A 19462-nucleotide genomic window follows, 5' to 3' on the forward strand; every position below is an offset into this window, starting at 1 on the left:
CGGGAGTTGAAAAGTAGACTTTCATGATCCGCATTTTTTCCGCAATTGTTCTCGGCCTCGTTTTGTTCTTCGCAAGCCTCCTGACGGGTGCGAGCACGCTTGGGCTTTCATCGCTGTTCTGGGCAGAGGACGGCGGACTGGTATTGCTGGCAAGCCGGCTTCCGCGCACATTGGCGTTGCTCCTTGCCGGCGGCGGACTGGCGATTGCCGGCACGATCATGCAGATGCTGGCGCAGAACCGGTTCGTCGAACCGTCCACGGCCGGCACGGCGGAATCCGCTGCCCTCGGCATGCTGACGGCGGCCCTGTTCTTTCCCGGAATGCCGGTGATCGGCAAAATGTTGCTGGCGGCCGTTTTTGCAATGGCCGGCACAGCGCTGTTCCTCAGGCTGGTGCGGCAAATTCCGGCGCGCGCGGTATTGATGGTGCCGCTGACCGGCATCATGCTGGGCGGCGTCATTTCCGCGATCACCAGCTTTATTGCCTATCGCTATGACCTGCTGCAGTCGCTCGGCGCCTGGACCAACGGCGATTTTTCGATGGTCCTGCGCGGTCGTTATGAACTGCTGTGGATTTCCTTTGGCCTCGGTGTTGTCGCCTACGTCACCGCGGCGAGGTTTACGCTTGCCGGTCTCGGTGAGGCCGTGGCCATATCGACCGGGCTCAACTACCGCCGTGCCATGCTGACGGGGCTTTCCATCGTCTCGCTGATTTCGGCATCGGTGGTCGTCACCGTCGGCTCCATCCCCTTTGTCGGTCTGATCGTGCCCAATGTCGTCAGACTTGTGATGGGCGACAACTTGCGGCGCACACTGCCGTGGATTGCCTATAGCGGGGCGGTGCTGGTGCTTGCCTGCGATATCGCCGGTCGCCTGATCATAGCGCCATACGAGATTCCCGTCGGCACGATGATGGGCGTGTTCGGCTCGGCGATCTTCCTCTATCTTCTCCTGCGGCAGGAAGCCCATGCACGCTGATCAAAGAGGTCGTAAAAGCGCACTGATCATCGCCGTGCTGGCAGCCCTGGCGCTTGTGTCGGCCGTTGCCTTCATGACACTTGGCGCCCGCGGCAACTGGTCCTTCGTGCTTGGTTTCCGCGGCGTCAAGCTTGCGGCCCTGCTGCTGGTAGCCTATGCGATTGCAGTCTCCACAGTGCTGTTCCAGACCATTGTCGGCAACCGCATCCTGACGCCCTCGATCATGGGGTTTGATGCGCTCTATATCCTGCTGCAGACGTTCTTCGTGTTCGCGCTCGGGGCCGGCGGGCTCAATGCCATCGATCAACGCGTGATGTTCGTGCTTGAGGCGGCGGTCATGAGCGGGTTTGCATTGCTGCTGTTTCGCTGGCTGTTTTCCGGCGCCACCCGCAGTATCCATCTCGTCATGCTTGTCGGCATTCTGTTCGGCGGTCTCTTTCGCAGCCTTTCCGCCTTCATGCAGCGGTTGATCGACCCGACCGATTTCGTGGTGTTGCAGGACCGGTTCTTTGCAAGCTTCAACACCGCCAACACCGAGCTGCTCGGCATCTCTGCGGTGATCATCCTTGCCGTCTCGGTTCTCGGCTGGCGGCTTTTGCCGGACCTTGACGTCATCCTGACAGGGCGCGAAACGGCGATTGCGCTTGGTGTCTCCCACAAGCGTGCGGTCACGCTGACGCTTTTCGTCGTCACCATCCTGGTTTCGGTCGCAACCGCGCTGGTCGGGCCCGTCACATTCTTCGGCCTTCTGGTGGTAAACCTTGCCTATATGATAATGCCGGACGGGCGGCATCACGTTGTGCTGCCGGCAGCGGTGCTGCTTGCCGCCCTCACCCTTGTCGGCGGCCAGACCGTTCTGGAGCGGGTCTTTTCCTTCGGGACGGCGCTGTCCATCATCGTCGAATTTGCCGGCGGCATCTTCTTCATCTTTCTGCTTCTGCGGGGAAATCTCCGATGATCGCACTCAGCAATATCTCAAAAAGCTACGGTGCCACCCGCGTGCTCGACGATGTGACGCTGACGATCCCGAAGGGCGGCCTTACCAGTATCGTCGGTCCCAACGGCGCGGGCAAATCGACCCTTCTCGCCGTCGTCAGCCGGCTGATGAAGGCGGACAGCGGCGCAGTTCGTGTCGGCGGGCTCGATATTGCGGAAACGGCTGACGATGTGCTCGCGCGCAAGCTTTCGATCATGCGCCAAGAAAACCATATCGCCGCGCGCCTGACGGTGCGCGATCTCGTCGGTTTCGGGCGTTTTCCCTATTCGCGGGGGCGGTTGACGGCCGAAGACGCGCGCCGGATCGATGACGCTCTCGTCTTTGCCGATCTCCAGGAGTTGTCGGACCGGTTTCTCGACCAGTTGTCCGGCGGCCAGCGGCAGCGGGCTTTCTTCGCCATGGTGCTGGCGCAGGATACCGATTACGTGCTGTTCGACGAGCCGCTCAACAATCTCGATGTCAAACATGCCGTGGCGACGATGCGGCTGATCCGGCGCATGGCCCATGACTTCGGAAAGACGGTCGTGCTGGTCGTCCACGACCTCAATTTCGCCTCCGCCTATTCGGACCGTATCATCGCCATGCGTGAAGGCCGCATCGCCGCCGAGGGTTCACCGGTCGAAATCATCGAGGAGACGATGCTGCAAAGGGTCTTCGATACACCCTTCGTCGTACGCGATTTCAACGGCAAACGGATCGTGGATTTCTACAGCTAGAATTCATGCCAGTGCGATGGGTTCAGCAATTTGCTTGCGGCCGGCTCTAGATGAAGCCAGGTTGCGGCATTTGGTTCTGTAGACAGGCGATGCTGATCAGTCGCCGCATCTTCATTCGCTCGCTTCGATCTATGATGGCGGCTCATCCGCACCACACGGCATGTTCGGCGCGATCTGCCCGGGCACGCGAGGACCGCTGGGCAGTCGCGTATTCTAACCAAAGCCTGCCAGCCTTTCCCCCTGATAGGCACCGCAGCGACCTGCGCGGATCGGCAGCTTTGATGGCAATCGAGAGCTCGCTTGGACGACCGAAATGGGGCGCAAAGCAGTCATGTGACGAGCGAACCCCATCTTGATGCCTTAGCCATCGTGCCCGCCTATATAGAGCTTAGTCCTATCTCACGGAGCGACGATCCGGAGCGGGGTAAGATCGGACTGCCCCTCTCCCTGAACACCAGATACCAAGCGCGCATCGCGGCTCTAGACGCCCAAAAGTTCAAGCCAAGTGACCGAAAGGGTCAAAGCCTGCACAAAAAGGTCAATCTATGTGACATTTTACAAATCAGGAAGTTTGGTGGAGCTAAGCGGGATCGAACCGCTGACCTCCTGCATGCCATGCAGGCGCTCTCCCAGCTGAGCTATAGCCCCAATCTTCGAGACCGCCGGGGCGGTGCGAAGCGACGTTTTCGCGTCGGGTGGCGGCTTGTTACTGTGGTTTTTCGCACGATGCAAGCCCCAAAAAATTAAAGCCCGGAAAAAAATCCTCCGGGCCCGGTCTGCCGCTCGACTTGCCCCGAAAACGAAGCCGGACACGCCTTTAAAAGCAGAACGCCGGGTCGCGTTGACCCGGCGTCGCCTGTATCGTCAAAGACCGCTTGCGGTCGCCTCAGCTGTCGTCGTCATCGTCCGACACGCCGATAATGCCGGAGACATCGTCGTCATCATCGTCATCGTCGGTCTCGAGGAAGGTATCGTCGTCATCATCATCGAGGTCGACATCGTCGTCATCGTCACCCGGGATGTTGTCGGAAGGGCTATCGTCGTCGGAGGCTTCGATCGAGGCCAGCTCGACATCGCCCTCCTCGGTATCGACTTCCTTGACGTCGTTTTCCTCTTCCTCGCTTTCGACAACCGCGATCGAGGCGGTATCCTCGAAATAGGAAAGCGGCCACGAACCGCCCGAATAGGGCGAAACCACCGGGTCCTTGTTCAGGTCATAGAATTTCTTGCCCGTATCGGGGCATGTTCTTTTGGTTCCGAGTTCCGCTTTCGCCACGATCGACCTCTCATGTTGCGGTTGAAGGCTGGCATCACCAGCGCCTGTGCGCTTTTGCATCAGGCGGTCCCTTATCGTCATGCCGTCCGTCTGTCAAAGGCTAAGTTCATCGTTTTCCGGACAGCGGCGCAAGCTGGCAAAAACCTCCAATTTCGACGTTAACCATTTTTAAGAACCCTTTCTTAAATCCTGCCGGGTAGATGCTGGTTCCATGTCTATTCGTCGCCTCATCACGCTCTTTGCGGTGATTTCGCTTGCCGCGCTCGCCTCCTGCTCGACCACGGTCAGCAATGTCGGCAATAGCTGCGCGATCTTCGCGCAGAAGAACGGCATCTTCGAAAACTGGCGGCGCGACGCCGAAAAGGCCTCGCGCGACTACGGAGTGCCGGTTTCGGTGCTGATGGCGACGATCTATGTCGAATCCTCCTTCGATTCCCATGCCCGTCCGCCGCGCAAGAAAATCCTCGGCTTCATCCCCGGCCCCCGCGCTTCCAGTGCGCTTGGTTATTCGCAGGCGCTGGATGGCACCTGGGCGGAATATCAGGCCCGCAGCGGCCAGCGCGGCGCAAGCCGCACGGATTTCGGCGACGCGATCTACTTCATCGCTTGGTATCACTACCAGAGCCATATCCGGAACGGCATCGCGCTCAACGATCCCTATAATCTCTATCTTGCCTATCATTCCGGCCACAGCGGCTATTCCCGCGGCGTCTGGAAGAACCGGCCGGTGGCCAAGAGCGCCGCGGCGCGCGCCCAGAAGATGACTGAGATCTACGAGGCGCAGTTGCGTCGCTGCTCCTGATCACTTCTGCTTCCCGAAGCATCCCGGCTGCATGGTCGGATTGTTGCGGTAAAGCAGGGTCAGATCACCCCCGAGCTTGGAATTGGAAAGCGGGCGCAGCGGCGCGAGCTTGCGGTCGAGACCGCCATCGCTGACAAGGCTCAGATAGGCCTCAAGAAAGGCGATGGTGAACGGCTCCTGTTCGGAAAGCCCCTGCGGCACCGACTGGTGCACGCCGGCGATTTCGGCAACCTTCGACGGGTCCTCGATCCCGGCGAGCGCGAAGCCAACGGCGTTTTCGATCACCGCTTCCTCGTCCGGGCTATAGCTGTAATCATTGTGGCAGATCAGCGCGGCGGAGGCCGAAAGCGGCGCGAGCGCATGAAGCTGATAATGCAGCGCGTATTTTCCCCGGCGCATTTCATAGGGCATGCTGCCATCCTCGGCGACCGTCGCCAGCACGGCGCGGTGGCTCGCAAAGGCCCAATTGATGTAATCTTGGCTTTTGACGATCAGCGCGATTTCCGTCACCGCATAGACGGCCCATAGCCGCAGATTGCCGAGCTTCGCCTTGGGCGGGGCATCATTGTCCCAATAGGCAATCAGGAAATCGCCATTCTTCGTCAGCCACGCCTCGATCGTCGCCTTCTCGTCGGTCAGGCCATCAGCCAGATCGCGCACCTGGCGGTAGGCGCTGGCAATGCCGCCGACACGGGCGGCATAGGTCATCTTGGCGTTTTCGGTCTCCAGCTTACCGAAGGCATCGGCCGCGGCCCAGGCATGAACGCCATTGATCACGCAAGCCGCGTTGAAGGGCGCGACAGCGGGATTGGCCCGGGCATCATTGGCAAGGCCGGTGATTTCGCGAATAAAGTCATCGGCGTCCTTCAGCGCCGCATCCACCGCGGCGTCGCTGTCCTCATCAAGCGTGGAGCGATCGGCGCTGCCTTCGTCGTAACGGCTGCCATAGTCGAGGGTGACGGTCGGCGGCGGAAAGGCCGGGCACGCTTCGTCGTCCTCCTGGGCCAGGGCGGGCGAGGCGGCGAGCGCGAGAACGGCAATGCCGGCCGCCAGCCGGCCGATTTGCGGGAAAGATGGTCGGAGCTCTGACAAATCGCGGCCCTTTCGCTTGGTCATGTTCAATTGGTGTTGAGGCCGGGCAACAGGGTCCCGGCGGTTTCATCGCCCGCTGCCGCCGCGGCCTTCAGCCATTGCCCCGCCTTTTCGGCGGAATGCTCCACGCCCGCGCCGAAGGCATAGGCCTGCGCCAGCAGCAGCATCGCCTCGGCGTCACCGGCATTGGCGGCCTTTGTGAGCCAGTCGGTCGCGTCGCTCAGCTCCTTTTCCGAAGCGGGATCGCGGTTCAGCATCTTGGCATATTCGCGCATGGCCACGGGATCGCCCGCTTCGGCGCCCTGGCGATAGGCGTCCTTCATGTCGAAGACCGCGCTGACCCTGTTTCTGACGGCTTCGGGCGCATATTTCAACCGGTTGGCCAGTCCGTAAAGCTCGGAGGGAGCGGCTTTCTCGAGCTCCTCCAGCAGAAGTTTCGCGTGTTCATCCTCCTGATAGAACCGGCTGTCTGGATCGGAATACCAGTCGAGCAGCCGGCGCGAGGCCGGCTCATAGCCCTGACCATGCGCGGCTTCATAGAGCTTGAAGGCCTCCTCGCGATCGGCGATCGAGCCGAGCGTGGTGTAGATGTCGGCGAGCTTGACCTGCTGCCACCCCTGATCGGGCGAAAGCGCCAGCGCGACATCCAGCGCATCGTCGGCCTCCCCGGGGCGGCCGGCGTTCAGCGCATACTGGGCCTTGCGGGCAAGAGCGTTCAAATCACAGGGCATAGCCGCCCTGGCGCGGTCATAGAAAAGAGCGCGATCCTCATCGCTTGCGGCCCGGGTCGCGGCGAAAAGCAGAGCCTCGAAATCGCCATAGGCCGCGATATCCGAAAGCAGCGCCTGCGGCGGCTCGTAACGGCCCTTGCCGGCGGCGCGGTAGGCGTCGTCGAGGTGCCAGAGCGTGGAACCCTTGATCTGCCCTCCGGCGTCTTCCACAAGGGCCGTGGCCTTGTCGAGCGAAGCGGCGTCACTGCCCGCAGCCGCCATATGGATTTCGGCGAGCACGGTCTTGGCCGCGACATCGCCGGAGGCGGCAAGCGTCTCCAGGGCGGAAAGCACGCTTTCGCGCTTCGCATCAGAGTCCGCGGCGTGATAGGCGCCGTCAAGCACCGCCGCCTCGCCGCCCGCCTGCCCGCGCATCGTCGCCCGCCAGTGCGCAACGATATCATCGAACCGGTCTGGATGCAGCCGCGCCAGGACCGACGTCAGGTCGCCGGCCGATTGGGTGCTGCCGGAAAGGGCGGCGCTCTGCAGGCTGGCCGTCGCCTCCGCATTGTCGGCCAACGCATCGGCGGTGATATCCTCCGGCAATTGCGGCTGGTTGTCGCGATCGAGGTGTTTCCACTTCTCCCACTCGGCCGTCTGGGGGCCATCGGGATTGGCGCACAACAACGCGTTTTTCAGCTCGTCCACGGCCGGCGTCGAACCCTCGGCGGCGATCAGTTCCTTGAGCAGTTCCACGGCCTTCTGGCGGTCGGCCTCGTCGCCGTCGCGCAGGTAAAGCCGGGCGAGCTCAAGCTTGCCGGCGCTGTCGCCGCGTTCGGCGGCCGCTTCGAAGAACTGCCGCGCCTCCGCCTGCCCTTCCCACGGACCGCTTTCCTCAAGCGCCATCAAGCCGAGCCGCGAAAAGGCCCAGCCCGGCGCATCGGGGAAGCGCGCCAGCGCCACCAGACGGTCGTGATATTTCTGACGGTCTTCCGGCGTCTCGAGCCCGCGCGCGGCAAGCAGTCGCGTGGCGCCGGCAAAGCCCTCGCGCTCGCCGTCGTCGGCAAGCTGGTCGTAGATCGCCATTGCCCGCTCGGGATCGGGCGGCACCAGGACGCCGTCTTCGTAAAGCCTTGCCATCTGCACTTTCGCCGGAACGATATCGGCGTCGAAAGCCTGCTGGAGGTAGCGCAGAAGCCTGGTATTGTCCTTCTCGATGCCTTCGCCGGAGAGATGATAGCGCGCCGTCTCCCAGGCGGACTGGCCATCGCCGAGATCGGCCGCGAAACGATACCACTGTTCAGCCAGCGCATGATCCTGGGCGATCACCTCCCCGCTTTCGAACGCCCGCGCGATGCGGCGCACCCGACCGCAGATCGCATTGTCGAGATTGCCAAGCAGAGAGGAAAAGCCGAGTGTGAAGGCGAGTTGCGGGTCCATGTCCCAGCCCGGAACCGCCTCCCCCTTGCTGGTCTTTTCGGCCAGATAGAGCACCGCGTCGGGATCGCCGTTATAGGCTGCCTGAAGTTTGCGCTGGATGCCGCGATCGATATCCTGCGGCACCGCCTTGCCTTCAAGATAAAGGTCGGCGAGGAAGTTGATCGTGCCCGGCGTTGCCGAAGGCCCGATGGTTTCCAGCTCCGTGACGAAGCCGGTTGCCTTCAATTCGTCGAACCGCTCGGCCTCGACATAGAGCGCCACGACATCGAGCAGATAGGCCGCCCGGCTGTAATAAGGGTCTTCCTGGCGGCGCAGGTCGTAGGCGGCCTTCACCGTGTCGAAATATTTGTTCGCGTCGATATTGCGAAGCCGCATCAGTTCCCGATCAAGATCGCGATATTCGACGCCGCTCGGCAATTGGCCGCCGTTCCAGTTCGACCATTGCAGCTCCAGCGCGTCGTTGGACTTGCGGTCGGCGCACACCTTCGCCGCCTCGATGTCGGGCGGACGGAAATCGATGACGGGCTGTTGCGCCATCGCCGCTGATGACGCCACCGATAGCCCAAGCGCCAACATAAGCGATCGGGCGTAACCGCGTCCGCTGTATCGCAATCCGGGAATGCTCAAACGCCTCATTCGTTTCCTTTCGCCGCCGCGCCGCAGCCGTCCGGTCCGCAATCGCCAGCAGCGCCTTTCGAAAGCGTCTCCCAGGGCTCAGGGCCATAGCTTGCGAGATTGCCGCCAGGCGGCACCTCCCATATCAGGAAGAGCGGCGGCTTCGCTTGAAAATCGCCCGACTGGAGATAGTCGGTGATCGACTTGAACGGACTGCCCGAAGCGCTTGCCCGATTATCGACGTCCATGCTTGAGAGCTGCTTCAGAAACCCGTCGAAATGGCTCTGCCCATCGGCCGAAAACCGCGACCCGACGAGGACGATCGGCGCCGGCGCATCCGCGCCCAGTATGTTGAAAGGCCGGTCTGCGGCAAAGGCTTCCTTGCCCACGGTCTCGTAGCGGGTTTCCGTTACCGGCGGCAGGCTTTCGCTGCAATGCACCTGGATCGCCTCGCGCAGGTCCGAACGGCGGCTGTAGTCCTCGCCCTTGGTGGTGGTGAAGGTCATCAGATTGGCCTTGCGCGACTCCGGCATGGCCGTAACCTTCTGCGCGATCGCCTCTGCGGCAATTCGCGCGCCTTCGGTGGTCCACAACGGATCGGCCTTCTGGTAGACAGGGCTATCACCGGCGGCCTTTGTTTTCATCGGCGTCAGCAGATCGACCGTGACCACGCCGGCGTCATTCAGCCGCTTGATCGCTTCCTGATAGATTTCGGTGTTAACGGTGTCCTGATAGCCGTAGAGCCAGGCCGATTGCGGCACCTTGTCGGCAAGCACCTGGCTGCGCGTGGGCACAGGCACGAAAACCAGAATGGTGCCCTGCGCCTTCAACAGCTTCGAAAACGCCGCAACGTTCTCCGCCAGCACTGGATCGGCGACGGATTTCATCGCGATATCATCCATCACCGTGAAGAAAAATCCGTCCTTCCCCTCCAGCGCCTGCGGATCGCCCTGCTCCGCGAGATTGACGCATCCGTAAGATGACGGCGCATCTTCGGCATGGGCAATGCCGCAACCAAGCCCGGTCGCGAGACACAAGGCCGCTATCGTTTTCATGCTATCCATGCTCATCCTCCCCCGGGATCGCTTCTGGCTCTGCAAAGGCACGCAGCAGGTTTTCCGCCGCCGTGCGGGTTCCAAGCTCCGGGCTCTGCCGCGCCACCTCCAGATAGGCGCGCACCGCCGCTTCATCCTCCGCCGTCAATGGCCCGCCGGAGGCAATCAGCATCGCCATCTGCAAGGCGATCGCGCCATCGATGGATTGCTGGTCAGCGACTGTCCGCAACAGCGCCCTCGCTTTCTCCGGCTTCGCACCGAAGGGGTAGCCCTGCAGGTAAAGCCGCGCCAGCGCCAGCACCGACGCCGCGTCTCCGGCCGCCGCCTGTCGGGCCAGCGCGTTTTCGATATGGGCGAGCCGCACAGGCGAGATATCGCTGGTCCGATCCGACAGGATATCGAACAGCGGCGGTACGGCATAAGTGCGGCCATCCTCCACGGCGATCGCGAGATAGTGCGCCGCCTTGCCGTTCAGCTCCGGCCGGTTCATCGCGAGAAGCCGCTGGGCGAGCCGGTAGGCGGCCAGCCCGTCGCCGACATCGGCGAGAATCTGGAGCTCGGTGATCGTGACAGGCTCATCGGCGACGATCCGCGCCCGGATATCCTTGAGGCGCGGGGCATTGTCGTAGATCGAGGCGACGGTCCGGACCGACGCGTCGCCCGCGAAAGCAATGGCAGGCAAAAGCATCAACAGGGCGGCAATCGCATGGACCTTCACCATATCATTCGCCCTCCCCGGGATGGCAGCCGGTGAAATCGGACAGGCGGAACTGCCCGCCATTGCCGCGAAACAGCGACGGCGGGGCAGACGCGTCGGCCGATATCCGGAAACCGGCATCGGATGCCTTCTCCAGAGCGCGCTGGAAGGTGAGATAGCGCGGCGTTTCATATTGCAGCGCGCCGGCGAAGATCACCGGCAACTGGTTGGACAGGTCATTCTGCTTCAACAGCAAACGCGAGAAGCGCTCGGCCGAAATGCCGGAAACATTGGCGAGGAAGATATTGTCGGTGATCTCGGTCTCGTCATCGGGAGAGATCGCATCGGTAACGGCGATGCCGGCGCCCTGGTTGCGGGCAAGCAGGTTGCCGGAAATGCGCACGCCGAGACTTTGCGCCACGCGGACGCCGTCGGCGCGGTTGCGAATGGCGGCGTTGGAAAAAATATCGACACAGGCCCCGCCCGCGACCGAAATCCCCTGGACGCCGTTTGCCAGAAGGACGTTGTTCGCAATCGTCGCATGGCCGACGCCGTCGCGCGCGAAAATGCCGCGGCCGGCGTTTTCCGCCATCACGTTTCCGCTGACCAGCGTGTTCTTGCCGCCGATCATCAACAACCCGTGCTGCCCGCTCGCCACGATCAGATTGTCGCTGATGACGCCCTGATCGACCCGCTCGAGCCTGAGCCCGATGCCGCGCGCGCCATCGAGCCGGTTGCCGGCAAAGCGAAAATCGGCAACGCCGGTCACTTCCACCGAGCGGATATTTTTCAGGACATTGCCGGCAACGCGCCCGCTGCTGCGTTTGCCGGCAAAGCGGCTGGAGGCAAAACTGATCCCGCTCATCAGCGGCTGGCCGTCATAGCCGAGACCGGAAAGCCGGCTGTCTTCGATCTCCGCGCGACCGCCGCGCACCGTCAGGATAAAGGGATGGAAATCAACGACCCTCGGCGCTGCATCCGTGCCGGTCACCTCGGCGTCGCGGATCGTCAGAAGCCCCTCATTGATGATGAAGACGCCGCGCTCCGTCGCCATTTCCAGACGGTCGCCCTTCGTCATAGCAAGCGCGGCACCTTCGGAAATGAAAAGCGGCAGCGTGAGGCGGTAACCATTGTCTGCGGCCGCAAGTCCGCTGCCGTCGCTGTCGCCGGCCAGGGCATCGGCAAGGCCTGCAAGCGTAAACGCCCCGCGCTTCAGCAACAGCGCCTGTCCGCCCGAAGGCGCGGCCGCCTCCATCAGTTCGCGGTGACCGAGATTGCCGGTCTCCAGCGCGACCTGTTGCAGGAGCGGCGCGAAAAGCACCGTGTCAAATTCGGCGGGGGCAGCCGCGTTTTCGCCCGCTTCGGCGGATCGGGTGACCGGCTCCGAGGGCTGCCGCGCGGGCTTGACGCCGGCCTCGTCCAGCAGCTTTCGCGCCGCGTCAAGCGCCGGCCCAACGCCCGATGCGTCAGTCTTCAGCGTCTCGAGCAGGCTGTCGGCATTGCGGTTGATCTCGGCCAGGCGATTATGATCATGCGCGTCGGCAAAAGGCGCGAAGGCGAGCAGCAGCAGTGCCGCGCAACGTCCATAAACGCGCCCGACGCGGATCATCTTGCCTCGCCTCCGGACGCCAGAAAGGGCGCGTCGTTGACGTCGTCGGCGTCATATTGCAGTTCGATCAGCGTCGCGGTGACGTCGCCGAGATTGCGCAGCACGCCGCCATGGCCGGCGGGAATGGTAAAGCTGTCTCCGGCCTCGCCGGCACGCCGGCTTCCGCCCTGCTCCAGGTGGAGATGGCCGGCGCAGACCGTCAGCACCCGGCGGCGGCTTTCCTCCGCCGCAATCGTCAGCGCCGCCCCCGGTATGATCTCGTGTTCGGCGAGGCGAAAACCGGGGCCGGTCTTCAACGGCGTTCCCGAATGCGCCCATTTCGGCTTGGTCAGTTCGCCCTTGTGCACCTTGAGCGCGGAGAGCACCTGCGGCACGTCCTGGGTGCGCTCAAGCGCGGCAACCAGCAGAACGTCCTCGGTGTCGATAATGGCGAGATTGTCGACACCGATCGTCGCGATCAGCTTGCCGTCCTCGGCGCGGATGTAGGAATTGCTGGTATCCACCGGCACGACATCGCCGCTCAGCACGTTGCCATCGCCGTCCTTCCGGCCGATCTCGTAGAGCGAACGCCAGCTTCCGACATCGTTCCAGGCGATATCAGCCGGCGCCATCAGCACCCGGTCGCTGTGCTCGAACACGACGCTTTCGGTCGCCGCGGCATGGGCCTTGCGGAAGCAGCGGTCGTCGAGAACGGTGCGGCCAGGCTCCCGCGCCGCCCGCTCCACCGCCGCCCGGACGGTCTCAGTCGTTTCGGGGTCGAGACGCTGATATTCCGAAATCAGCACATCCGCGCGAAACAGGCTGACGCCCGACGCCCAATAGGCGTTGCCGTTCTCGATCAGTTTCTCGGCGGTCTCGCGCGGCGGCTTTTCGATGAAATGAGAGACATTGCGCGCGCCCTCGAAGCGGTCGTTCGGCCCATCATCGACGATATAGCCGTAGCCGGTTTCGGCGTAGGCGGGACGGATGCCGAAAAGCACGATGCGACCGCTCTCCGCCGCCGCGCGCATCGACAGCACCACCGCGCCGAAATCGCCGTTGATCAGATGGTCGGATGGCAGCACCGCCATCAACGCGCCGGGATCGCGGGCCTCTATGGCAAAGGCGGCCGCCAGCACCGCCGGGCCGGTGTGCCGCGAGCTCTGCTCGATCATCAGCTCGCCCGTGCGGCCGATTGCATGAAGCTGCGCGCGCACCAGCGTTTCGTAGCGGTTGTTTACGCTGACATAGGGCTCGTGAAAGCCGGGCCCGGCATGCCGTTCGACAGTCGCCTGGAAGAAGCTTGGCGAGCCGCGACCGGCGACACGGTGAAACTGCTTCGGCGTTTCCGCGCGCGACAGCGGCCACAGCCGCATGCCGACGCCGCCGCACATGATGAGCGGATAGACGGCCCTCATCGGCCCGTCTCCGTGGCGGCCTGCGCGTTGCCGATCAGCGGCCACGCCTTGGCCCGCTCGCTCATCTCCTTCGTCGCGGTCAAGCGCAAGACCCGGGTCTTGATCCGCTCCAGGAAATTCGCATAGGGCTTGCTGGTCACCGTCAGCGCCACGGTCTTGCCGATATCGGCCGCCGTCAGCGCATCCGGCGCGGCGCTGAACGTCACCAGCGCCGTCGTGCCGGAAGCGCCGTCCTCAGCCTTGACGTCCTTGACGGTCAGCGGCAGATCGTCGCCATTCGGCAGCGAGGCATGGGCCTCGGCGCCGAACAGCAGAAGCTTTGCCAGATCGTCCGGCATCGTGACCTTGATCGTCGGGCCGGAATCGTCGGTCCTGACATAGGCGATCGGCGTTCCGGGCAGAACGGTCGCGCCCACCGCGCCGTTTTCGGTCAGCACGATCCTGCAATCGCAGGGATTGGAGAAGTTCAGCATGCCGCCGCGCGCCGATTGCAGCGAGAACACCACGTCCCCCTCGCCGGCGCTCTGGTCGACATAGGCGATCTGCCCGGCTTCCGGCGCCGTCAGCGGCAGGCCCGCCGGCGTGACGGTGGCAAGGCCCGGCACCCGGTGGACGAAGATGTGATAGTGTATGGTGTAAAGCGTGAGCGCGATCAGACCCAGCGTCAGGGCCGCCACCATTCCCGCGCCCGCCAGACGCCGCATCCTCTCGCGGAAGCTTCTGCGCGGCGGGGGTGCCGCCACCGATTTCTGCCGCGCTTCCGGCGGCACGCGCAGCAATTCATTGATCTGCACCAGATCGCCTGCCAGATAGGCGTTCATCAGATAGCGCAGATGCGCCAGATGCGGACCGGTGGGATTGAGGAAGACCAGCTTGTAGACGCCGCCGCTTGCCGATTCCAGCTCGGCGCGCACCTCGATCGGCAGCACCACCGAATAGCCCTCGAACTGGAAGCTGAACCGGGCGATCATCCGATGGCCGGATATGTCCCCGCCATGCCAGCCGCCGACATAGGCCGCGACCAGCGAAACGCCGACCCCTTCCAGCTCCCGACCGTCGATGAACACCGAAAACGGCATCCAGATCGAGGGGTGATCGGTGTCATGGCCGTTGTCGGGCAGTTCGATCGCGGATTCCTCGAGGTCGGTATCGGCGTTCGGGTGATGTTCCATAAGCATGCGAAGCTCCTAAGCGCCCGAAATATCGACGAACCAGATCATGCCCAGTATCAGCCATGCTACTGCGAGCGCGTGAAGATACAAAGAAAATCCGTCGGATCCGAGAAAGCCCTTCGTTTGCCGGGCTGCCCCTGTTGCGGTGTTCTGTCGGGTCCATTTCTGCCGGTCGAGGCGAAACAGCACATATGTCTTGACCAGCGCCCCGCCGATCTGGCCGAAATAGAGAAGGAAGGGGTAAGTGACCGGAAACCCTCCGGCCCGGAAAGTCGAGATCATCGTGCACATCGCGTAGCGCGATGCCATGACCCAGGCGAGATAGGCGAGGAAGACGTAGGGGTTGAAGACATAGGCCGCCAAGAGCATGCCGCAGGGACCTGCAAGCGTCGTCCACATCGACATGCGCTGGTCCAGGATCGACCACCAGGTGAAATAGCCGATCCGGCTCGCCGGCAGCGCCAGCGCCCGATTGCTGGTCCTGAGCGTATTGCCGAACCAGCGCCGCATCAGCACGATCGCGGAATCATAAAAGCTGTCGCGCGGCTGGGTTTCGACGGACACGGTTTTCACATCGGGCAGATAGCCCATCTTGTAGCCGTGCTTTAAAAGCCAGAACCATGTCGACTTGTCGTCGCCGGTCAGGAAGTTCACCCGACCGAAGCGCCAGTGATCGATGAAGTCGTGCTGCACGCCGGCAATGAAGCCGGGTTGGGTCGCAAGGTCGCCGCGAAACACCGACATGCGCCCCGTCAGGGTCAGCACGCGTTCGCTGAGCCCCATCGAGCTCATCATGAGCTGGCGCTGGGCGAAGCGCAGGTGGAACCAGTCCTGAAACAGCCGGCCGCCGGTCGCATCGGAAACCTCGTCGGAGGTGAGCGCGCCCATCTTCTCATCGGTGAAGAAAGGAGCCGACTTGGCCACCAGATTTGGCGGCACCCGCGTGTCGCCGTCGACGAGGAAAATCATGTCGTGCCGAGTCGGATTGAGGCGGGTGATGGTCCGCAGCGATGTCGCCAGCGCATCGCGCTTGCCGGTGCCCGCGATCCGGTCAAAGACCAGCGAAACCGTACCGCAGCGGTTGGCATCGGAGCCGGCGAAGACGGCCTTGATCAGGCGGATATCGCTTGCATCGACGACCGAGGCGACAATCGTCGCCCCGCCCTCGGAGTTGCGCGCCGCCTCGAAGATCGAGCGATAGACCGGCGCGGTGATCGCCGGATCGATCTTGTAGGTGGTCACCAGGAAGAAGGCGTGCGCCCGATAGGTTTGCGCGGCATAAAGTGCCTCCGCGCGCCGGCGGCGGCGGGGAAACGCGAAATGCATGTAGTATTTTGCGCGGATGAAATTCAATATCCCCCAGGAATAGCGCCAAATGCCGAGCACCCCGATCGTCAACGCGAGCGTGCCGGACTTGCCAACGACGTTCGGCGCTGCGAACAACGCGATATTCACGGCCGTGCATATATAGAGGATATGATAGAGCATCCCGTTCCTACCAGCAGATCCCCTCATAGCCATCGCCGGTCACCACGCCCGGCGCGATGCGGGCGAGATCGACCATCGGCTTGTCGCCGATCAGCGCGGCGAGCGGCTCGACGGCCTCCTTGTAGCGATGGCCGACCACGAGGATGTCTGACAACGCTATCAGCTCCTCCAAATCGGCGACGAGCCTTTCCGGCAGATCGCCGATCCTGTCATTGCCGCGGCCTGCCCCGCTCATGCCCTCGTCATAAGCGGCCTTGACGGACGGATCATAGATATTCACCTCATAACCGCCGTCCAGAAGCCGGCTGGCGAGCGCCGCGAGCGGGCTTTCGCGCAGATCATCCGTGCCCGGCTTGAAACTGATACCGACCATGCCGACCGTTCGCCCCTCGAAGGTCTTCACCAGCGCCTCGGCGCGGGCGATCTGGTTCTCGTTGGCCTCCAGCACGCCTTGAAGCAGCGGCGCGGCCACATCGTGGGAATTGGCGAGGAAGCGCAGAGCGCGCAGGTCCTTCGGCAGGCACGAGCCGCCAAAGGAGAAGCCCGGGCGCAGGAAATAGGGCGACATCGCCACCTTGTCGTCCGAACACAGGATCTTCATCACCGCCTGCCCGTCGACGCCGACGCTCTTGGCGATATTGCCGATTTCGTTGGCGAAGGTGATCTTGGTCGCACGCCAGCTGTTGCTGGTGTATTTGATCATCTCCGCGGTCTTCATGTCGACGGCATGATGTTCGCCCGGCAGGCTCGCGTTGAGCTCGCGCAGCATCGTCATCGTCGGCGCGTCCATTGCGCCGTAGACGATCAGGCACGGCTCGAAATAGTCCGCGACAGCGGTGCCTTCGCGCAGAAATTCCGGGAAATAACCGACGCCGAAATCCGTTCCGGCCTTCAGCCCCGAGGCGCGCTCGAGCTCCGGCACGCAGACGCTTTCCATCGTTCCCGGCACCAGCGTGGAGCGCAGGATGACGCTGTGATGGCCTTTCCGTTCAGCCAGCGCCGCGCCGATGGAGCGGCAGAGCGCCGTGACATAGGAAAGTCCGATCGCCCCCGTTTCCTCGCCGGGCGTGCCGACGCAGACGATCGAGACGTCGGTGTTCAGGATCGCTTCGGCGATATCCGTCGTCGCCGAAAGCCTGCCGGCAGCGTGATTGGTCGAGACCAGCTCATCGAGACGTTCCTCAACGATCGGCGTACGCCCGGCATTGATGGAGGCGACCTTGGCGGCGTCAATATCGACCGCGACCACCTGATGACCCTGCTCGGCAAGGCAGGCCGCTGAAACGGTGCCGGTATAGCCGATGCCAAACACGCTTACTCTTACCACAGGCCCCTCCTTCGGGTCTGAACGTCCGGGGCATTTTCGCGCCCGGAAAACACACTCTGACGGTTTTGATTCAACCGCATCGCCCGCGCGGTCGAGCCAATACGCTGCACTGTCCGGAAAAAGGCAGCAGCGCGATTGTCAATAGCTGTATCCGCAATTTCTAAAGATACCGTATTCATGACCGTTTTTTAACCCGCCGGCGGTTTTCCGCGCGAAACGTCAATGATTGTGGCGCGGCGGGCGGCGGGCGATATCGCGAAATTCCTCGGCGCCCGCGATCGTGCCGCCGTCGGAAAGCTGCGTCACCGTCTGGCGGTAGAGCCGCTGCCACGGCGTCGCGTCGTCCGGCACCTTCGGCAGGCCCTCGGTCTTGCGTCTCTCGATTTCAGCGTCGTCGACCAGCATGTCGCAGCGCCCCTGATTGAAATCGATGCGGATCGTGTCGCCATCGCGCAGGAAGGCGAGGCCGCCGCCGGCAGCGCTTTCCGGCGCGGCGTTGAGGATGGAAGGGCTGTCGGCCGTGCCGGACTGGCGTCCGTCGCCGATGGTCGGCAGGCTGGTGATGCCTTTTTTGATAAGATGATCCGGTGGCTGCATGTTTACCACCTCGGCGGAGCCCGGCCAGCCGAGCGGCCCGGCGCCGCGGATAACCAGGATGGTGCGCTCGTCGATATCAAGCGCCGGATCATTGATCCGCGCGTGATAGTCTTCCGAGCCGTCGAAGATCACCGCCTTGCCCTCGAACACGCCCTCATGGCCGGGCTCCAACAGATAGCGCTCTCGGAATGCATCGGATATCACGCTCATCTTCATGATCGCGAAATCGAAGAGATTGCCCTTCATCACCAGAAAGCCCGCGCGCTCCTGCATCGGCTTGTCGTAAGGCAGGATCACCTCGCGATCCACCGCCTCGCGCCCTTCAAGATTATCGGCCATGGTCGCGCCGGTGACCGTCGGCGCATCGCCCTCCAGCTTGCCGGCGTTCAGCAATTCCCACATGATGGCGGGCACGCCGCCTGCGCGATGGAAGCGTTCGCCGAGATACTTGCCGGCCGGCTGGACATTGGCAAGCAGCGGTATGTCATAGCCATGCTCCTGCCAGTCCTCCGGCTTCAGCTCGACGCCGGCGTGGCGGGCGATTGCGGCCAGATGCGGCTGGGCATTGGTGGAGCCGCCGATCGCGGCATTGACGCGGATGGCGTTGAGGAAGGCCGGGCGGGTGAGGATATCGAGCGGACGGATATTCTCGTTGACGAGTTCCACCGCGCGGTGGCCGGTGCGGTAGCCGACCTGACCGCGCTCGCGATAGGCCGCCGGGATCGCCGCCGAGCCGGTCAGCGACATGCCGAGCGCCTCGGCCAGCGCATTCATCGTCGAAGCCGTGCCCATCGTGTTGCAATGGCCGACCGACGGCGCGGAATCGAGCGCCGTTTCCAGAAATTCCTCGCGGGTGATCTCGCCGGCGGCGAGCTTGCGCCGCGAGCGCCAGATCACCGTGCCGGAGCCGACGAGTTCGCCCTCATGCCAGCCATCGAGCATCGGCCCGCCGGAATAGACGATCGCCGGAATGTTGACGGTCGCCGCGGCCATCAGCGCCGAGGGCGTGGTTTTGTCGCAACCGGTCGTCAGCACCACCCCGTCCAGCGGATAGCCGTAAAGGATCTCCACGAGGCCGAGATAGGCGAGATTGCGGTCGAGCGCCGCCGTCGGGCGCTTGCAGTTTTCAAACAGCGGATGGGAGGGAAACTCGATCGGGATGCCGCCAGCATCGCGAATGCCGTCGCGGACCCGGCGCGCGAGATCGAGGTGGTGGCGATTGCAGGGATTGATGTCGCTGCCGCTCTGGGCAATGCCGATGATCGGCCTGCCGGAACGCAGCTCCTCCGGCGTGGTGCCATAGTTCATGAACCGCTCCAGATAGAGAGCGGTCATATCCGCGTGGTCAGGATTGTCGAACCAGTCTTGTGAACGCAGGCGGCGATGCGACATTGTCATTCTTCTCCCGATAGAGCTTTCCTCAGCCGCAAAGTGGCGAAACTCTCCGCCCCGGTCCACGGGCAACGTGCAGATTTCCGACTTTCTCCCTTCGAAA

Annotated in this window: 15 protein-coding genes and 1 tRNA gene; 4 read left to right on the top strand and 12 right to left on the bottom strand. The window is 63.1% G+C overall.

What is annotated here, in order from left to right; translation table 11 throughout:
* Positions 1 to 23 precede the first annotated feature (23 nt).
* From V6766_RS05035 to V6766_RS05045, 3 genes are read left to right on the top strand one after another with little or no spacing between them, the layout of a single operon-like run.
* Positions 24 to 977, top strand: a complete 954-nt coding sequence (locus tag V6766_RS05035) for an ABC transporter permease (RefSeq protein WP_448464227.1) — start codon at positions 24 to 26, stop codon at positions 975 to 977.
* Positions 967 to 1935: an iron chelate uptake ABC transporter family permease subunit gene (locus tag V6766_RS05040; protein ID WP_448464229.1), complete on the top strand. Its 969-nt coding sequence runs from the start codon at positions 967 to 969 to the stop codon at positions 1933 to 1935. The genes V6766_RS05035 and V6766_RS05040 overlap by 11 nt, the downstream gene beginning before the upstream one ends.
* On the top strand, positions 1932 to 2690 hold the full coding sequence (locus tag V6766_RS05045; protein ID WP_448464231.1) for an iron ABC transporter ATP-binding protein: 759 nt from the start codon (positions 1932 to 1934) through the stop codon (positions 2688 to 2690). Before V6766_RS05040 ends, V6766_RS05045 begins: the two co-directional genes overlap by 4 nt.
* Positions 2691 to 3262: 572 nt before the next feature.
* On the opposite strand, the gene V6766_RS05050 is transcribed toward V6766_RS05045, so the two are convergent.
* Together V6766_RS05050 and V6766_RS05055 are read right to left on the bottom strand one after the other, a co-directional pair.
* Positions 3263 to 3338: transfer RNA gene (locus V6766_RS05050), tRNA-Ala, on the bottom strand.
* A gap of 238 nt (positions 3339 to 3576) precedes the next feature.
* Positions 3577 to 3966, bottom strand: coding sequence for a TIGR02300 family protein (locus V6766_RS05055; protein WP_026173289.1), 390 nt, complete (start codon positions 3964 to 3966; stop codon positions 3577 to 3579).
* A gap of 211 nt (positions 3967 to 4177) precedes the next feature.
* On the opposite strand from V6766_RS05055, the gene V6766_RS05060 reads away from it, so the two are divergent.
* Positions 4178 to 4768, top strand: coding sequence for a transglycosylase SLT domain-containing protein (locus V6766_RS05060; RefSeq protein ID WP_448464233.1), 591 nt, complete (start codon positions 4178 to 4180; stop codon positions 4766 to 4768).
* On the opposite strand, the gene V6766_RS05065 is transcribed toward V6766_RS05060, so the two are convergent.
* The 10 genes from V6766_RS05065 to V6766_RS05110 all read right to left on the bottom strand — a co-directional run bounded on the left by V6766_RS05065 (position 4769) and on the right by V6766_RS05110 (position 19365).
* A complete protein-coding gene (locus V6766_RS05065; RefSeq protein ID WP_448464235.1) occupies positions 4769 to 5884 on the bottom strand; it encodes an alginate lyase family protein in 1116 nt (371 codons plus the stop codon). It lies immediately after the preceding gene.
* Between the two features lie 2 nt (positions 5885 to 5886).
* Positions 5887 to 8547: a hypothetical protein gene (locus V6766_RS05070; protein WP_448464237.1), complete on the bottom strand. Its 2661-nt coding sequence runs from the start codon at positions 8545 to 8547 to the stop codon at positions 5887 to 5889.
* Positions 8548 to 8642: 95 nt separating this feature from the next.
* Positions 8643 to 9689, bottom strand: coding sequence for an alginate O-acetyltransferase AlgX-related protein (locus tag V6766_RS05075; protein ID WP_448464239.1), 1047 nt, complete (start codon positions 9687 to 9689; stop codon positions 8643 to 8645).
* Positions 9682 to 10401: a hypothetical protein gene (locus V6766_RS05080; RefSeq protein WP_448464241.1), complete on the bottom strand. Its 720-nt coding sequence runs from the start codon at positions 10399 to 10401 to the stop codon at positions 9682 to 9684. Before V6766_RS05080 ends, V6766_RS05075 begins: the two co-directional genes overlap by 8 nt.
* A 1-nt stretch (position 10402) precedes the next feature.
* Positions 10403 to 11986: a right-handed parallel beta-helix repeat-containing protein gene (locus tag V6766_RS05085; RefSeq protein ID WP_448464243.1), complete on the bottom strand. Its 1584-nt coding sequence runs from the start codon at positions 11984 to 11986 to the stop codon at positions 10403 to 10405.
* Positions 11983 to 13383, bottom strand: a complete 1401-nt coding sequence (locus tag V6766_RS05090) for a sugar phosphate nucleotidyltransferase (RefSeq protein WP_448464245.1) — start codon at positions 13381 to 13383, stop codon at positions 11983 to 11985. The genes V6766_RS05085 and V6766_RS05090 overlap by 4 nt, the downstream gene beginning before the upstream one ends.
* The gene (locus V6766_RS05095; RefSeq protein WP_448464247.1) at positions 13380 to 14561 is read right to left on the bottom strand and encodes a hypothetical protein; all 1182 of its coding nucleotides are present in this window, start codon (positions 14559 to 14561) and stop codon (positions 13380 to 13382) included. Before V6766_RS05095 ends, V6766_RS05090 begins: the two co-directional genes overlap by 4 nt.
* Positions 14562 to 14570: 9 nt before the next feature.
* The gene (locus V6766_RS05100) at positions 14571 to 16043 is read right to left on the bottom strand and encodes a glycosyltransferase (protein WP_448464249.1); all 1473 of its coding nucleotides are present in this window, start codon (positions 16041 to 16043) and stop codon (positions 14571 to 14573) included.
* A 7-nt stretch (positions 16044 to 16050) separates the two neighbouring features.
* A complete protein-coding gene (locus V6766_RS05105) occupies positions 16051 to 17370 on the bottom strand; it encodes a UDP-glucose dehydrogenase family protein (RefSeq protein WP_448464251.1) in 1320 nt (439 codons plus the stop codon).
* Positions 17371 to 17589: 219 nt separating this feature from the next.
* On the bottom strand, positions 17590 to 19365 hold the full coding sequence (locus V6766_RS05110) for an IlvD/Edd family dehydratase (RefSeq protein ID WP_448464253.1): 1776 nt from the start codon (positions 19363 to 19365) through the stop codon (positions 17590 to 17592).
* Positions 19366 to 19462 lie beyond the last annotated feature (97 nt).

The organism is Martelella sp. AMO21009 (assembly GCF_053484295.1).

Coding starts and splice junctions, on each gene's coding strand:
- V6766_RS05035 (WP_448464227.1), top strand. CDS start 24: ATGATCCGCATTTTTTCCGCAATTGTTCTCGGCCTCGTTTTGTTCTTC.
- V6766_RS05040 (WP_448464229.1), top strand. CDS start 967: ATGCACGCTGATCAAAGAGGTCGTAAAAGCGCACTGATCATCGCCGTG.
- V6766_RS05045 (WP_448464231.1), top strand. CDS start 1,932: ATGATCGCACTCAGCAATATCTCAAAAAGCTACGGTGCCACCCGCGTG.
- V6766_RS05060 (WP_448464233.1), top strand. CDS start 4,178: ATGTCTATTCGTCGCCTCATCACGCTCTTTGCGGTGATTTCGCTTGCC.
- V6766_RS05065 (WP_448464235.1), bottom strand. CDS start 5,884: ATGACCAAGCGAAAGGGCCGCGATTTGTCAGAGCTCCGACCATCTTTC.
- V6766_RS05070 (WP_448464237.1), bottom strand. CDS start 8,547: ATGGCGCAACAGCCCGTCATCGATTTCCGTCCGCCCGACATCGAGGCG.
- V6766_RS05075 (WP_448464239.1), bottom strand. CDS start 9,689: ATGGATAGCATGAAAACGATAGCGGCCTTGTGTCTCGCGACCGGGCTT.
- V6766_RS05080 (WP_448464241.1), bottom strand. CDS start 10,401: ATGGTGAAGGTCCATGCGATTGCCGCCCTGTTGATGCTTTTGCCTGCC.
- V6766_RS05085 (WP_448464243.1), bottom strand. CDS start 11,986: ATGATCCGCGTCGGGCGCGTTTATGGACGTTGCGCGGCACTGCTGCTG.
- V6766_RS05090 (WP_448464245.1), bottom strand. CDS start 13,383: ATGAGGGCCGTCTATCCGCTCATCATGTGCGGCGGCGTCGGCATGCGG.
- V6766_RS05095 (WP_448464247.1), bottom strand. CDS start 14,561: ATGCTTATGGAACATCACCCGAACGCCGATACCGACCTCGAGGAATCC.
- V6766_RS05100 (WP_448464249.1), bottom strand. CDS start 16,043: ATGCTCTATCATATCCTCTATATATGCACGGCCGTGAATATCGCGTTG.
- V6766_RS05110 (WP_448464253.1), bottom strand. CDS start 19,365: ATGACAATGTCGCATCGCCGCCTGCGTTCACAAGACTGGTTCGACAAT.